This is a genomic window from Proteus faecis (assembly GCF_003144395.1).
Classification (GTDB): Bacteria; Pseudomonadota; Gammaproteobacteria; order Enterobacterales; family Enterobacteriaceae; genus Proteus; species Proteus faecis.
On sequence record NZ_PENZ01000047.1, the window covers coordinates 38,210 to 54,943 of the forward strand.

Genomic DNA, 16,734 nt, shown 5'->3' on the forward strand with positions numbered 1-16,734 from the left:
ATTTCATCACCTTATGTTAAAGTGTCATTTTCATCTTCCTGCACAATAAACCAAGGTGTCACAAGGGTATTACGCTGATAACCTTTGGCAGTAATAACCCGATATAAACGCCCCAATGCGTCATAGTAGTGAGTATCAGCAAAACGATTTTGCTGAGCTGAACTATCAGCGAGATAACGCCAGTCATTAAGAAAGTAAGGTTGATAAACTCGCTTTACATTCCCTTTGTTGTCATATTCTGTTTCGCCTGAAATAGCCCAACGAATCGTGGTGCTCTTTTGTTGCGCTCGCTGATTTTTATCAACCCTCAGTGTGGCATTATCGCTACGTAAAAAGGCTTCACCGGCTTCTACTCTGACAGAAGTTTGCAATAGGCGTCCCAAACCATCGCTAAAGGCGATTTGTTGGCGAATTTGCTGTTGTGAATCGCTGTCATAACGATCTGTCATGATTTGCAGAGCGTGCGGAGGTAGCTTTGACGATGTTGACATCCAACTGTCTGTTACATACACAAAACCCGTTGCAATCGGCAGTGGCGCGGTTAATGCTAAAGCCCCATCGATGGTTGTTGGCATAGAAAACGCTTTATCGCTATAACCGCTTTGTTTGCCGTCTTCCGTTCCTGAAAAACGCGTCGTCGTCACACGACCTAAACCATCAAAAGTGACTTGATGAATATTATGATTGGCATCAGTAATCGAATTAGGCGATAAAAAACGCCAATCGTAAGTGAGATGGAAATCTTGTGTATTCTGAGGGGATCCTTTACCCATTAATGCGCAAAATTGTTTATCCCATAACAGTTTGTAATCACAAGAAAGCGCAGACTGTTTATACACCAGCGGTTTGTGAAACTGAGCTAAAGTACCGTAGGTTGTGACGCCTAATAACTGTTTTATCCACAGCTGTTTCTCTTTCTCTTTTTCATCAGCAAACTGATAATTTGCTTGTGAATAACCCGCATCTTTCAGTACGTTATCAAGCTGTAATTGAGGATAAGGCTGCGATAATACTCTTGCTGTCTCTTCATCCAATTCTGCGGTTTCTGTATAAGCCAAACGAATAGGAAAATCAGGTGTTTCCAAGGTTGCTTTATTATCAGCATCCATATAGGCAAACTGCTGTTGACCAGCAAATACGGATGCGGATTTTTGTGTGAGCAAATTATTGGTTGCTAATAATGCTTCGACACTTAAGCCCTCTTTAGGCTGTTTTTCAGCACCAAAAGTCCAAATATCGTGACGACTTGCTTTCACAACGCCGAGCTGATAAATCTGCTTTTCTGAAATATCAAGATGATGACAAGTTTGACGCGATAAGCTTAAACGTAAGCTTTGTTGCTGTTGATCATAGCTAGATCTCCATAATGTATCAGGTAGGCTTTCATAATGCTGATACGGATTTTCCGCTGTATTATGGCGTCTTGGGTAATCAACAGAGACTGCTTTAGAGACAACGCCATAGCCATCTTGCTCTAAGGTGATTTGTTGATGGCAAGTGGGATCAGACGCAATACGCTCATAATGATAGGCACGACTCTCAACCACAGATGGCATCACCACAGGGGAACTTCCTTGTGCTTCAATCAAACGTACTTGTGAGCGTTGTTCTGTTACGGCATAAGGTACGGTTGATACCGTTGAATTATCCAATCCATAGACTTCACTTCTTATTAACGAGCCTTGCAATCCACGCTCAAGCCAATAATTTTGTTGTTGACGTAAATCGCTATCGCACTCTTTTTCTGCACTCCCTTCACCTTGCGTAAATCGAGGAGAAAACTGTGGAAATGCCGCGTTATCGCCCTGCCAGAATTCATCAGCAAATTTGGCATCAACAGACAATTTACCAGTAAAAAACCACTGACGCGTTAATGCATTTGGGGTTTTATCTGCGCTGTTTTCTTCGCTTTTAAATGACTCCGCATTAGTGACTTCAACACAACCAAAACCACGAAACTCTTTCTCTTTACCATCCCACACACCGTGGCGATAGTTATAAGTTTGCGTTAAACGGCTTTGTGTTATTTCATCAACGGTTTCAATTTGCCACAGAGTATGCAACGCAAAAGGCAGATAACTAACGGCTTTTTCTTTACCTTGTTGTTTTCTTGCTAATTTTTCATCCAACCAACATTGCGCTGAACTGCGGTAATGTAGATGTTGAACCATGCCCATATTGTTATTAATCGAGCTTAACAACCACGGTTTTTCATTCTGTAAAGAGAGCACCCAATGTTGTGCTTTAGGTGTCAATTTGGTCAGTAAAATACTGGCAACACCTAAACCTTGCACATCGGCAATCTGTAATTGGCAAAGGTTATCGAAATGCATCCCTTTAGGTAGCGCGATATCATCGCCACGCACAAATTTATTACCACTTTGGTTAAAATAGACCTCTAAGTGAGTGGATTGAGCATAAATAATATCCGTTGTACCACTGCCATCTAAATCCGCCAAATAGAGCTGATTAGGATTAAATTTCACGCGATCAGCAGAAAAACCCGTAAGAGTGATAGGAGTACTAAACTTACCATTACCTAAATGCACCCAACACGTCACACCTTGATAATCCACCTGAATCAGATGTTGTTGACCGGAACCTAATACATCACTAAATGCCACTAAAGTTCGTCGATTAACGTTTTTAATCGGCAAAGTGACGCCATCAGCCTGCATAATCTCTTTACTTTTTTTCCAGCCTTGCGCTGAACCGGCATAAAGACGAATACTACGAGGACCAATCAACGCTAAATCAGCAAAACCACTGCCTGTTAATGAGGTTATTTCTGCTCGAGGATGAAAATATTCCATCGGAAAGGCATTAAGAGGCACAAAATTTAGCCAATTTTCTGCTTTTTCTTCATCTTGCGTGTAATAGCCATTCACATTGCCTTGTGTCACTAACCACTCTAATTTGCCGTCACCGGTAATATCCGTCAGCATTGCCGAACCGCGTAATGAAGGAATAATCGGCAATGGCTGCGCTTTATCCCATGTCATTGCATTTGGGTTTTGCTGATCTTCTTTTCTAATCGGTGCGCGATACCACCAAGCGCCGCTGTCTTGATACAGTACGCCAGCAAGTCCTTCACCTAATAAATCAACATATTGATAAGGCTGTTGTGGTGAAAATTGCGCCAATTCATCTAATGATTGCCACTGTGCTTGTGTAGGAGAACCCACTTTTTGCCAATCAAAATTTACAGGTGGTAATGTCATCAGCGATTGTGCATCTTTATTGTTATTAAATGCCGATTGCTGTGCTGAAACTAACATGCTACCTGATGCTGATTCATCGTAAGTCAGTGTTAATCTTGAGACTAACTCTGGCGTTTCCGCTTTGGCACTTTGCTGCGCTAAGCTTTCTAAACGGTGATACATCAGCACTTGGCGACATAAACGACGAGTACGCACTTCAAAACCGTAATTAAATTGAGAAAAACAGTCTTTACGCACTGCCCACGCTGAACCACTTTGCCATTGCGGATACGTTGCTAATGCACTGCTACGTTCACCGTAATCAAATACCAGTGTAAATAATGCATTATCAGGTAATGTGTTATCGGTTTTAATACATGAAAAGGCTCTTTCACCAATAGGATTACCGTAATACACTTTTTCTAAATAACGTTGTGTATTGGCATTCTTGTGTGATTGAATTTCTTGCTTATCGCACCCTTGTTCATCTTCAGCGCGATAGTGATATTCAATTTGCTCACCGGTTGCTGAAACAGACGCATTGAGGTTCCATTGCGCAATATTCGCACTGTTTTGACTATCCACAATCTGCGCTGTGGTTTCATAACCAAATAAATGCACATCACCATTTGCACTTAACATCACCCAAAACTGTTTTGGGGTATTGGCAGGTGCATTCTTGTCATTAAGTGACCAACACTCAAAACGGCTAAAGCTTTTTTCAATACGAGAGCGATAAACGGTCACTTGATATTGATGTGATAAATTCACACCTAATAATTCACTACGTTGTAGGGTTTCAATGTCGCCCTTTTTATTAACAACCGGGACAATCACTTCGCCTTCAGGACCAACAAATTCATCTTGTTGAGTATAAGTAGGAACACCTTTTGAAGTACGACGACGAATCGACATCACTCCTACAGACCAACCAAAACCAAAAGCGCCATTACCAGATTGATTTTGATAAGTTAAACCTAAAGAAGGGGCGTAACCACGGCCTTGACTAATGGGCAACGGCAAACTAAAAGTAGCGGCACCATCAGGGCCAACAGCGCCCATATTGCCAGTTAACCCTGTGACAGCACCACCGCCTTTCGGTAAATTAGGTGCATCAAAGGTCAATTTCTCTGAATTTTGCATGTAGAACTCCTGACAGGCTCCCTAAGGAGCCTGTAATTAATTAAGATTTAGATAATTAACGAATGGTGTAATTAATGTGGAGAATGATGTCGTTCAGTGTCAGTAACATCTCTTTTTGCTTATCTGTGGCATCAGGGAAGCTTAAAGTCAGTGTACTGGTGTCATTCACTGGTAAACCTTCAAAGGGTAGATAACGCTCATCATTAAAGTTCAGTTGGAACTGACCACTGTCATTCATGCCATGAGAAATCGCAATTGCATTACAACCACGTGGTTTCACTGCACTACCGCCATAATTCAGTACGGCTCTAATATTCTGATAACTGCCTGTTAATGCTGGTAATGTCACACTAATTTGCTTAACGCGACGCAATTTACCTAAATCAGCAGGGTAATCTTTGTCAATAGCTAAATCAGATAACTTAATAGAGGCTTGCAATTGACCATTTTTCAGCGTGATACCATTTTCTGCTGTACCTAGCTGAGTTTTCGATTTGTTAATCACATCAGCCACTTGGTCAAAGCCAAACTTATTACTACTTAAACCTTGATACACATCGGCCAACGATACAATCTTGGTGATTTCCAGTGCACGTTTGTCTTTTTCAAGGTAGCTATTTTCCATTTGAGTCAGGTTATGCATTAAGCTTTCACCCGCCATCAAACCAGAATAGTTACCTTGCCATGCCCTTGGACGAATAAAGGTTTGTGTTTCACCTAAGTCGTACTGATAAGCCAATTCTGCCATACGACAACGAGAAACAGTTAAGTCGTAAAAAGGTTTATAAATCGCCATTAATTTACCGCGTAACCAGCTATACAGGGCTTTATTGGTAAATTTATTTTGCAAGAAGGTTAAGTGCTCTTGTGTTTGCTGTTGTTGTAACTTCATGCTATCTAACTGCAGTCTCGCCGCCTGTTGACGAACCTCTAATGCAGCAAGCTGAGCATCAAACTGATCTAATTCGGATTGTGCGGTATCACATAATGAGCCCCACTCTTCATAGCGTCGACGATAATACTCTGATTGACTTAATCTATCTGCAGAAATACGGGTGGCTGAACTTGATAATTGCAGACAAATTGATGTTGCATTAAAAATAGCGCCTAAACGTGATCCCCCGACAGCCATACCATAAATATTTGGCACAAGATCTGCAGCCGCTGCTGCCATATTGAGTCCTTGGCTTGCGGTATTTAGCACAGAAGAGCTCAAATAGAGATCCATGGCTTGTTGTTCTCGCGTGCTAATATTCTGGTTATACAATTTTTTATAATAAGTAAGGCGTTTATCAGCACCTGAACGTAAATCCTGTAATGCTTTTTTATTATGCTCAAATTCTTCCAGCGTTTTCTGCTGGTATTTGATATTTTGCAGAATAATTTCGCTACCTTGAGTGATCAATAATTCAGACAATGCTTGTGCATCTTGGCGTTCTGTAATGCTAAAAAGTGAGCTACCAAATTGCATTAGCTGATTTACCACAGATTTTGCGCTATTTAAAATAACAGGGAAGCGCTGTATTGGCATCACTGCATTTGGCAAACCACTACCACCTTGTGATTGAATCACGGCAGCATTTTGCAGTGCTTTAGGATCTGCTGGTGCCGTATAAATTGGCAGTGACAACGGTTGTCCATCAATCGATAAATTGTGACGTAAGTTAAACAAACGAGCTTTTAATATGTCTCGATACTGCGCTAATTTTTCATTAATTTGCGGTAAAAAAACCGAAGTTAAGGTATTTGCAGTACGCGGTAACTCCCCATCGTTACACACTTCATGAATTACGCGTGTTGAGGTTGTTTTTGATGCTGCATCAATTAGTTTTGGCGCAGACCAAATAGCGTCACTGACTGATTCCGTTTCAGCACCTAACAGTTTCAGTGCCTGCACATACCACATTTTAGCTTCATTTAAAGAGTCTCGTTCAAGTAGACGATAAGCGCTGTCTCCCCTCGCCATAACAATATCGAGGTACTTCATAAACGTAGCCAGCTTATAGTGCATTGGATCAGCTTGTGCCACAGCATCAGGATCGGTTGAATCCAATTGGTCATTATCCCAAGCTATATCTGCTAACAATGGCTGCGAATTCCAAACACGATGAGTATGAGTATCACTATCAATATAACCAATTGGACTAAAAACATAACGTAGCCAACGATTAGCTTCATCGTAATTTTGTCCTTCTAACATCACATTTGCTAACATCATCGGAGTGTAATAGAACAGTTCCCAAAAATAGAGGGCATTAGCACCATTAAAATCCATCGGTACGTCAGCACCTTCATCCAAAGCAGGTTCAGGTAGCCTCTGAGAACTTAATGTTAAAATAGCATCAATTCCTTTATTCGCACGTTTGACTAATTGGCGTGCAAATAACGTATTTAAACGTACTAACAAAGGTTTATTTGCTACTGTCATTGACATATATTGAGCATGCTTTCGATTTGTTTTTAAGCTAATAACACTTTCATTTATATGTTCCAATTCACTAACTTTGAAAGAACATAAGATTTCAGAAATAACTTTTTGTTTCTTATTAACCGCTATTACTTTTGTAGTTAATATTAATTCACCATCATCATTAAATTCTCTTAGCGGCAGATCAAGCTTAAGTACATTATTTTTACTATTGAAGCTATTACTGCCTTCATTTAAAGAAGTATTGGCTTTAGACCATTGTTCAAGAGAATAGGTGGCTTTATTATCTGGATTAGAAGATAATGTTATCTTAATATCTTCAATCATTTCATCATCAGTATAGATAACTTTATTTAAATCACTCTCACTAATAGTCAATGGGTAAGATATCATTTTCCCATATGCACCCAGAAGCAAGTCACTCTTTGTTTCTCCTGAAACAGAAAAAAGAAATCTTGGCGTTTCTGTGTTTAAAAATTTTTGTAACGATACATCGCCTAACTCATTAGAAAGCGTAAAGGCGATTTCATTTTTCGATGTATAAGTTAATAATTTATTTGACTGTTTAGTAAAAAAAGCCAGTTCTACGTTATAATCTTCTCCGTTATTAATATCTGAGCCTTTAATTATCGCATTTTTATTATTATCATAAATAAAGAAGTAAACTGTATCTGTCTTAATATCAAAACCCAAATAATAACTATAATCAGTTTTTATATTAAAAGCCAAAGTTTCTAACTTACCGACACTACCAGAAGTATAAACAATATCCTCTAATATAGCCCCCTCTTTTAACAAACCTTTAAAAATATCTTTAATAGATGCAGGAGCAAGATGTCCATAATTAACATCACAGTTAATAAAAGCGGAAAGATAACAAGATAACATTTCATTTTTCGATTCTATACTTACGCCATTAATTAAACTGCCTGAAAGAGAAACATTTTTAGAGTCAGTCGTTTTTATATTATCAATAGGATCATGAGAGATAGAATAAGCAAATTTTCCTCTCAACATAAATTTATTATTAACATTATTAATGGATTCTTTACCAACTATATCAAATTCAGATTTCACATTAATATAAATGTTTTCTGCATTTTCTTCATTTGAGTCCGATATATTAGAAAATATCATTTCATTATCAATAGAATAAACATTATACTCCTTATTTCCATCATCATAGGTATCCTTAGTGATATAAGTTAAAAAGTATAATTTATCAAGCTCTTGATCATAGCTTAAATGAAAATTCCCTTCTTTTTTCTCTATGATATTATTAGAAAATTGGAAATCAATAGGTGAACTCCAAGTTCCATCATAACGGATATGTGATAAATTTAAACTATAACGTGCCTGCGTAGAAATTGGTACAGACATCGTTTTTTCTTTATTTTCAATTTCTCTATTTTCAGCTTCTTTACGTTCAATCCAAGCAACATATAATCGATTATTAAAAATAACAGGACGAATTAAATTATTGTAAGGGCTAGCACCATTCTCAATTTTCGTCCACTCAGTCCAGGCATTGGATGCCATGACACCTTTTTTTATTTTACTATGATCTGCACTACGCCAATAATAACTTGCTTTTTCTGATACATTATGACCAATAAAATAAGTCTTTCCATCTTCTAATGTCACACCATCATGGTAACCACTAATTACATCTAAATTAGCAATTTGTTCAAAAGAAGTTAAATATGTTTTAAATGCATCATCAATTGTATCACTGTTAATGCTATTTTGACCGATCGTCTGTAACAGCGTATCCATCATTTTAGTTTGACCAATACGTACTGTAGGATCAATATAATTTTCAGGATAATAAGTTAATAAAGAAACGCTACTCCAAGTGCTATAACGCTTATTATATTTATCCCAATCTATAAAAAATTGACGAGATTTAATAGGTGTGTGATTAGCTTTTATATCTAAGGATAAAAATTCATTGATATATAGCTGTATACTTGCAATAGCTTGCTCTATCTTTGTGGTTTTTATTTCAGATGAGATCTTATTATCAATCAGTAAATAATAATAAACATCATCACTAGTTACTAAATTTAACTCACTAAACTGATTAATATAAAATGAACATAATGCAACATTCTTTTTTTCATCCATTTTATTTTTTAGTAAAATAGCTTGTTGAGCATTTAATCCACTTTGTAAGTTTTTACTGACTCTATCCCAATTCAAATAATCTTCTTCTTTATTACCACTTATGGAAAATTTTAATTTAGTTAATAAATCAAAATTATTTGGTGTAATATTAAAAACTTTAACCATATCAATATAGCTAGAAATTTCTTTGATATTATCAAAGTGAATCACATCATCAAGTTTCAATAGAGAGATTATTTGATTAATAACATCTTCACTAACTTTATATATTTTTGATAAAGTTGAAGCTCTATCTCTACCTATAATAATGTTTGACAGATCCTCTTTATTACTTATTTTATCTAAATAAAAATGATGAAAATCAGATAAATCTTTTATTGACTTGATATTTGGAAGGATTGTTCCATTACCAATCACACGTTGCCACCCCAATATATTTATCTCATCTTCATTTAAGCCTATTTTAGTAAAAATAGCGATCATTTGACATAAATTTTGTATATAAGTAATAACATTATTTTTATCCTCTTGTGTTTTATCTTCCTTATTGATTAAATCAACAAAATCATAAATAGTTGAATTTAATGAATCTGTAGATTCCAGAGTCATCCATACAGAACCAGCTTGGTTTAAAGAAGAAATATGAAAATAAGAAGATATTATAGGTAAATAAGATTCTAATATTTTCTGTGGAGATAATAAAACATCATTAACTAACTTAACATTCATTAATTCTTCAATAAGATTTTTTATTTCATCTGTATAGCGCAAATCATATTTATTTGCCGTCATTACATATAGTTCCGGAATATTCAATTTATAATCTTTAATAAATTTTAAATAATTATCTATTGTATAAATTAAATTAGCCGCATCATCTGATGAAGATTGTTGATTAATGGGTTTACTAAAAGGATCTGACAACATATCGAGTAATAAAGAAAGAGTATAAATATCTAGGCCATGTACTGTTGCCAATAAATATACTCGATATAACAGTGAAATATTTTCTATAGAACAAGTAAATTCCGTTGTTTTACCAGAAGCTAATTTCCACATAGCAACAATACCAATATCATCGGCATGAAATGCTCTTTTTAAGGTATTAATACGTATTATATCATCTGGAGATGATGAATTAAAATCAAGTGCTTTATTATCTGCAATAAATTTTAATTCACCTAAAGGAGGAGAATTAAATAAAACATCAAATAGAGATAAGGAATTATTTAATGTTTTTTCATTAATATTAGCACCATTAAGCACTATAGATTGCTCAATATTAATATTGTATTTCTCCATAATATATTGCACATGAAGAATAGCTCGGATCACCTCAGAATCAATATTGTTATCATTATTTTTTGTTTTAATTAAAATAATTAAATTATCAACAGAGATCCCCGTTGCTTTATGCAAGCGAATAATTTTATTTAAGATCAACATACCTTTTGAAGATAATTCATTATTTACTTTAAGTGTATTAAATAATGGTAATATTTCTTCTTCTGGAATAGAATAATATTCAGATAAGAATCTTAGATTATTTTTTAAACTAATATCCTTATTTCCGAAATTTTTCTCTACTAGTTCATCAATATTATTTTCAGAAATTACTTCTGTTAAAATAGTATATAACTCAGGAGAAATCGATGAAATAATTGTTGAGATCCATTCTGTATCCAAAATATCAAGAGAATCCTTAGCTTTCACTAATTTATCAACCAAGCCATCCTGTAATAATAATGTTTCTCGAATAGTTTGATAAGGTTGATGATAAGGATTTTCACCCATTGTACGGTTTGTTGCTAGTTCTTGAAATAAATCTTTATCATTACCTAATTTATGTTGTAATGCTGTGGTTAATATTTGATTTGATAAAGACAGTGTTGAAATTTCTTTATCCATATTTTCTTGAGAAAGTACTAATTCTGCTAAATCAGGACGGCGTCTATTAAGGCGATACCTTGGGTTTTCAGCATGTATTTCTTTCGCTTCACGATAAAGTTCTGTTAAATAACCCGCAGGCGAAAACATCGATGCTACAGATTTAGAATCGACATAATAGTTGTCTCGATTTGGGATCCAATTTTCTAATGTATTACTTTGAGCAATCTGAGATCGCATTCCTAAAGCCACTGCATTTTGCACTTGTGGATTACGACGTGCTAAATAGTGCGCTTCATTAATTTTACTCTTTTTGGCGGCTTTTTGTGCTTCTTTATATAATATTTTTGCTTCATGCCAACTAAGTTTTTCTTCACTAAGTGCGTAAATTTCATGAAGTGATAAGGGAGCCAGATCATTTAACGTAATATTTTCTACTGCATCAGAATTCATTTTTGTTAAAAGCGTATTAATGTTTTTCATTAAATATTTTCCTAATATAAGTTAATTTAAAATAGAGAGAATTTAATCGTCGTTTCATCTCGAAAATTAAAATAACAAGAAAAATAAAAATGAAAATTGAGTTTTTATAACGTGATATTGAGTTTTTTTATGCTTTATAGACTAGCCACGTTTTTAATAAAAAAAACATATAAAAAAAGATATAAATAACAAATAAAATGTAGCAATAATAAAATCAATCATTTGATTTTATTTCTTATAAAAAATGCCATTATTTATTATCAAATTTAGTCATCGATATTCTTTTTTAAATTTATCTTCGATAATTTTTCACTTTTAGTCGCTGTAAAAATATTATTGACCAATATCAATATAAAAATCCCATTCAAGCAGATTATTGTTTTCAATTAATATGTCTCTGTGGAGAACACTTACATGTTTTTCTCACGAAAAATAAACCAGTTTTTTGCCGTTGCAACTTGTCAAAGCCTAGTCAAAGCAGCAGAACAAATCAATGTTACCCCATCCGCATTACGCCACGGTATTAACGAACTTGAAAGCCAAATAGGTAAATCACTGATTAAACGCTCCAAAAGCGGAATGGATCTTACTCCTGCGGGGAAAACACTCTATGAACGTTTATATCCCTATTATGAAAAAATTAGAAAAATTGAAAATCAGATACTGACCTCAAATGAGGACAAAATCTCACTCTCCATTAAATTAGATGGTCTTTATTACCCTGATTTAAAAACAAAATTGTTAGAGATCCGACAAAAAAACAATCAATACAGCCTGTCTTTAGAAGACGGTTATATCGATGATATTAAAGAGGAACTTTTTGATAAAGAGTTTGATCTTGTGATTTCTTCTCTTGAGTTTGACTATCCACAAAAAAATATCAATGCAATCAATTTATGCACACAAAAAGTCGGCTTATTAGTAAATAAGAAGCTCTATGAACAATATCCCAATACCAAAACATTTTTTGCCAAAGAAACCTTGATACAAAGAAACAGCACTTTACAAAATCCAATATTTTCAACGATTTTGAGTAAACTAAAAAATCAAGGTTATCAATACCATACTTTAGGTTTAACAGAAATGGCGGATGTTTTGCACTGCGTGGATGAGGGGGCTGGTTACTGCTTTATACCTGAAAATATTCATTATATTTCAGCCATTACAAACGATGAAGTACAGTTTATTCGTTCTCCTTTTCCTTTTGATATTTTCTTACATCAAAAAGTCTATTTTAAAAAAGAGAATAATAAGAAATTAGATGATATCGCAATGACACTACGTTAATGACTTAAAACAGAGCATTAATCGTATCAGAGGTAAACCCTCGGTATTGTAAATAACGAACTTGTTTGGCTTTCTCTTTATAATCTTTGGGTTTACCTGTACCAAATTTTTTCTCTTTAAGATCTTGGCAGAGTGCATACCAATCAGTATCTGTTTCTTCTAATACACGGTCGATTATTTCGCTAGGGAATCCTTTTAGGCGTAATTCTTGGCGGATACGTAAAGGTCCATAGGATTTATTTAAATAACTGCGAAAAAAACTATAAATAGTTCGATTATCATCAAGATATTGGCTTTCAAGTAAGCGTTCGATAACTTGAGGCAAATATTCAGGGGCGGTAGGCGAATCTTTCTCCGTTTCGCGAATTCGGCGTTCGATTCGACGTTGTAGTTCGTTTGTACTGTAATCACGGCGAGAGAGCATAAAAATAGCGTACTGATAAAGTTCTTGATAGGTCATAACGTTCCTTTATTAAAAGAGTCCATGTGAATTGACTCTTATCATAACGGTTTATCACCGAAATAGCTTATTTCGACGTTAATTTAATCAGTAATCTGGCGAGTAATAAAATTGTAATAGTTAAAAGAAGAATTATCATTCTCTTTTATAATTTAAATCGACTATCTTTATTAAGGTTAACTTAGAAAAAATAAGGCTTTTTACTTAATAAACCCTTAATAATCCTATAATGGGGCTAAATAAAAGCATCTTTTACTATATATCGCACTTATAGCTGGTGATCATTAATAAGAAAAAGATTAAAATTTCCGGCTACTCTTTTACTACTTACTTTTTTAATTTTCTGTGGGTTATATATGCACTTTTCCAATTTAAATAAGGTGGTATTAACCGCCTCCCTCCTTGCGACTGGCTTTTCTTACGCGGATAGCGATCGCCCACTACTCTCCCTAAGTGTTAGCCAATCCGGCGGTACTGCTTTAAATAGCGAAGGCTCATTAGATACTCGTACCCCAGCAAGCCAATCTCGTGTTTTACCAATCTGGGGCGATGAAGCCCGCGCCCGTGGTTATGATTTACCCGAGCCTTTTGGTGCCAGCTACAGCTATATGAATCTGCGCCAAGATATCATCGTAGATAAAATTGGTTTTGATGCCAGTGAATGGGATGCAATGAGTGAAGTTGTTAAGGTCGATGTTGGCCATACCCGTGAAAAAAGTGAAACCCATATGCTAAAACTCGATAGCTGGGTATTCCCTTTTATGAATGTCTATGGGTTATATGGTTATACAAAAGGGACATCAAAAACGGTGCTTAATGATGTGTCTATAGATTTTGGTTTTCCTGTATCTCTTGCTAAAGATGAAATGTTCGAACTTGATTTTAAAGGTAAAACTTATGGTGCCGGTTTTACATTAGCGGGAGGTTATAACCAGTTTTTTGGTACTTTTGACTTAAACTATACTAAAACCGACCTTGATATTTTAGACGGGGATATTAAAGCCTTAGTAATTTCACCTCGAGTCGGTTATGAATTTGTTTTTTCTCCTCTCGTTTCTGGTCAAGGTAATACTAAATTACAAGTTTGGACAGGTGCGATGTATCAAGATATTACTCAACGTTTTAGAGGTGACGTAAATAAGTTAAATTTACCTGGTAAACTCAATGATTTTTTAAGTGGTGACTTAGACGGTATTGGTAATATTAAATTCGATGTTGAACAGCATCTTGCTCATAAATGGAACCAAACTGTGGGTGCACGTTTAGAAGTCACACGTAATTTTAATGTCATTACAGAACTCGGTTTTAATAACCGTAATAGCTTCTTTGTTTCAGGTGAGTTCCGTTTTTAATGGTTAAATACCCTTTTATTTTTGGGCTGGCCTTTGCCAGCCTCTTTACTTCACACACCGCACAAGCACAACTCTTTCCCGATAGACAACAAATAGACCAATGGTTAGTGGGCTTAGGGGGAGAAAATAACTTCGATCGCAGTAAAACTATCGACTGGGGGATCTTACCAGGCCCTTTTTATACACCAGAATTAGAGTTTGGTGTGGGGATTGCCCTTGTTGGGCTTTATCAAGCAGATAGCCGCCCTGATAGCAAAATTTCGTCTTTCTCATTAAGTGGCTTTGGCTCATCAACGGGTGCTTTTGGGATGACCTTTAGCAACTATACCTATTTAGCCGATGATACTTGGCGCTTTTATCTGACGGGAACATTAAATAATGTCCCTACCAATTATTGGGGAGAGGGTTATCACGAAGGGCAAATTAAAGATCATTTCGGTGAATTTCGCTCTCAAGAATTGCATCTAACACCTACTTTACTGCGCCAAATTACCAAAAACACCTATATAGGCTTAGGGTGGGATTACTCCAATCTACAAGCCGCCAACCCTGATACCCCATTTAAAACGTATATGGATAAGCGTGGTTTGCCATTACGCAGCACAAGCTCTGGATTAAGTATCCGTTTTACTTATGATAGCCGTGATTTTTTGCCGAATGCTTATCAAGGCCAGGCTCTTGATATCCGTTATACCCATTATTCACCGAAGACAGGTAGTAATAACCGCTTTAATGCGACTCAAATACAATATAACTACTATTATCCTTTAAGTGACAGTGCGGTCTTAGCATTTGATAATTATGCGCGCTTTACATCAGGTGATATACCTTGGAGTCAATTATCTAAACTGAGTAATGGACAGCAAATGCGAGGCTATTACGAAGGCCGATACCAAGATAATCATGTCTTTTCAACCCAATTAGAGTACCGCCAAAAACTCGATTGGCGCCATGGCATTGCACTTTGGGTTGGAGGGGGAACGTTAAGCGATCAAGCGCGTGATTTAGGTAAAGGCCACTGGCTACCTAGTATCGGCGTGGGTTATCGATTTGAATTTAAACCACGTATGAATGTACGTCTCGATTTTGGTATCGGTAAAGAAAGTACAGGATTCTATTTTCAAGTAGGTGAAGCATTTTGATGTTTAAGCGGTTTCTTTTTATCAACACCATTGTCTTCTTCTTATTTATTACAGGTTGCACTCAAGTCACACCTGTTAAATATCTGTATGCCAATATTGATAGTGTTACCCATGAAGAAGCAACACAACTTTGGCAAACGCCTGCACCGTTAACAGCCCCCAATGGTTTAAGGCCTTGTTGTGCCTTTGGTTACGATTTAAAAGTTAAAGCGTTTGAAATTCCCATCCCGTTTTATCGTATTGATAACGTTATTGAAGCCTCAGCATTGGGCAATCACCGTTATAACGACAATTTTTGGCTCGGTACTGTAGCTGTATTAGGGATTGGAAGCGAAAAATCCGGTTTAATTTACTCTCATAAGGGTGGGTTTCTTGATATTGCCCATATTCGTGACACCGCAGATTATACTTATTATCTCTTTAGTCATATTTATCCAAAATTAGGACAGGAGTGGACATTAGCGCTAAGTGATGAATTAGCACAACGTAAGATCCACTTTAATTCATTTCCGCCACCTAAAAACGAATTAGAACGTTATACCTTAAGCGCCTATCTTGCCGCACACCTCGGTTATCGCCTTGCTGTATGGCATGAAATTGCACAATGGTATGGTTTTCGTTCTGTACCCGGTTTTTCAGAAGGTATCTCGGCATTTTCACCCGAAGATCTCTATTCCAATTTACTTGGAGCAAGGCTTTCTCTTACACTGATCCTAAAGGGGCACGCCACCAGCCTTGAACAATATAATCAATCAATGCAAGGTATTATTCCTTCTGCACTTTATCAGTTAGAAGCTCAACCACGCCAAATAACACAACAATGGTTTGATGTTATTGATGGACAATGGTGGGATAGTCAGCAGCGAGTTCCTGATAAATTTTTAGTTTTAATGCGTGATTATCATATCTCAGATCAACGCTATCCCGTGTTACCTTTCGAGGAAATCGCATCACCTCACTTTCTCACTTTACCTAGTGCTTATTCTGGTTACGTTTTAAAACAATTAGCAGAATTTCAGCTTTGGCCAACAAAAGAGATGGAGAATTTACCTCATCCCAAAACCTACTGGAGTGAAGCGGATTTTACTGATTTAACAGAAAAAGCACGTGAAATTGATAATAAAACTAGACCTAAAACAACAAAAATTGACTAAATAACAAACAAAATTGACACATTAAAAACGCTTAATTTTACTAAATTTAGGTTAAGTCACATCTTTTTTCA

General features: G+C 36.0%; 7 protein-coding genes. 4 read left to right on the forward strand and 3 right to left on the reverse strand.

All coding sequences use genetic code 11. From position 1 onward, the window contains the following. Nucleotides 1-11 precede the first annotated feature (11 nt). Nucleotides 12-4,343: a SpvB/TcaC N-terminal domain-containing protein gene (locus DK858_RS16135; RefSeq protein ID WP_109398270.1), complete on the reverse strand. Its 4,332-nt coding sequence runs from the start codon at nucleotides 4,341-4,343 to the stop codon at nucleotides 12-14. A 55-nt stretch (nucleotides 4,344-4,398) separates the two neighbouring features. Beyond that, complete coding sequence (locus tag DK858_RS16140; RefSeq protein ID WP_109398271.1) at nucleotides 4,399-11,268, reverse strand: Tc toxin subunit A-related protein; 6,870 nt, start codon at nucleotides 11,266-11,268, stop codon at nucleotides 4,399-4,401. Nucleotides 11,269-11,682: 414 nt separating this feature from the next. On the opposite strand from DK858_RS16140, the gene DK858_RS16145 reads away from it, so the two are divergent. Continuing rightward, complete coding sequence (locus tag DK858_RS16145) at nucleotides 11,683-12,555, forward strand: LysR family transcriptional regulator (protein WP_109398272.1); 873 nt, start codon at nucleotides 11,683-11,685, stop codon at nucleotides 12,553-12,555. Between the two features lie 4 nt (nucleotides 12,556-12,559). Here DK858_RS16145 and DK858_RS16150 read toward each other — a convergent pair whose 3' ends face one another. Continuing rightward, entirely contained in the window at nucleotides 12,560-13,015 is a 456-nt protein-coding gene (locus DK858_RS16150) for a regulatory protein RecX (RefSeq protein ID WP_109398273.1), read from the reverse strand. 356 nt (nucleotides 13,016-13,371) lie between these two features. On the opposite strand from DK858_RS16150, the gene DK858_RS16155 reads away from it, so the two are divergent. From DK858_RS16155 to DK858_RS16165, 3 genes are read left to right on the forward strand one after another with little or no spacing between them, the layout of a single operon-like run. Then, nucleotides 13,372-14,367 carry a hypothetical protein gene (locus DK858_RS16155; RefSeq protein WP_109398274.1) on the forward strand — a complete coding sequence of 332 codons (996 nt, stop codon included), beginning with the start codon at nucleotides 13,372-13,374 and terminating at the stop codon, nucleotides 14,365-14,367. Next, nucleotides 14,367-15,509 carry a BamA/TamA family outer membrane protein gene (locus DK858_RS16160; RefSeq protein ID WP_109398275.1) on the forward strand — a complete coding sequence of 381 codons (1,143 nt, stop codon included), beginning with the start codon at nucleotides 14,367-14,369 and terminating at the stop codon, nucleotides 15,507-15,509. Before DK858_RS16155 ends, DK858_RS16160 begins: the two co-directional genes overlap by 1 nt. Further along, nucleotides 15,509-16,663, forward strand: a complete 1,155-nt coding sequence (locus DK858_RS16165) for a DUF4056 domain-containing protein (RefSeq protein WP_109398276.1) — start codon at nucleotides 15,509-15,511, stop codon at nucleotides 16,661-16,663. The genes DK858_RS16160 and DK858_RS16165 overlap by 1 nt, the downstream gene beginning before the upstream one ends. Nucleotides 16,664-16,734: the final 71 nt, after the last annotated feature.

What these genes read in the sequence shown, in the direction of transcription:
- DK858_RS16135 (WP_109398270.1), bottom strand. Translation starts at nt 4,343, where the DNA reads ATGCAAAATTCAGAGAAATTGACCTTTGATGCACCTAATTTACCGAAA.
- DK858_RS16140 (WP_109398271.1), bottom strand. Translation starts at nt 11,268, where the DNA reads ATGAAAAACATTAATACGCTTTTAACAAAAATGAATTCTGATGCAGTA.
- DK858_RS16145 (WP_109398272.1), top strand. Translation starts at nt 11,683, where the DNA reads ATGTTTTTCTCACGAAAAATAAACCAGTTTTTTGCCGTTGCAACTTGT.
- DK858_RS16150 (WP_109398273.1), bottom strand. Translation starts at nt 13,015, where the DNA reads ATGACCTATCAAGAACTTTATCAGTACGCTATTTTTATGCTCTCTCGC.
- DK858_RS16155 (WP_109398274.1), top strand. Translation starts at nt 13,372, where the DNA reads ATGCACTTTTCCAATTTAAATAAGGTGGTATTAACCGCCTCCCTCCTT.
- DK858_RS16160 (WP_109398275.1), top strand. Translation starts at nt 14,367, where the DNA reads ATGGTTAAATACCCTTTTATTTTTGGGCTGGCCTTTGCCAGCCTCTTT.
- DK858_RS16165 (WP_109398276.1), top strand. Translation starts at nt 15,509, where the DNA reads ATGTTTAAGCGGTTTCTTTTTATCAACACCATTGTCTTCTTCTTATTT.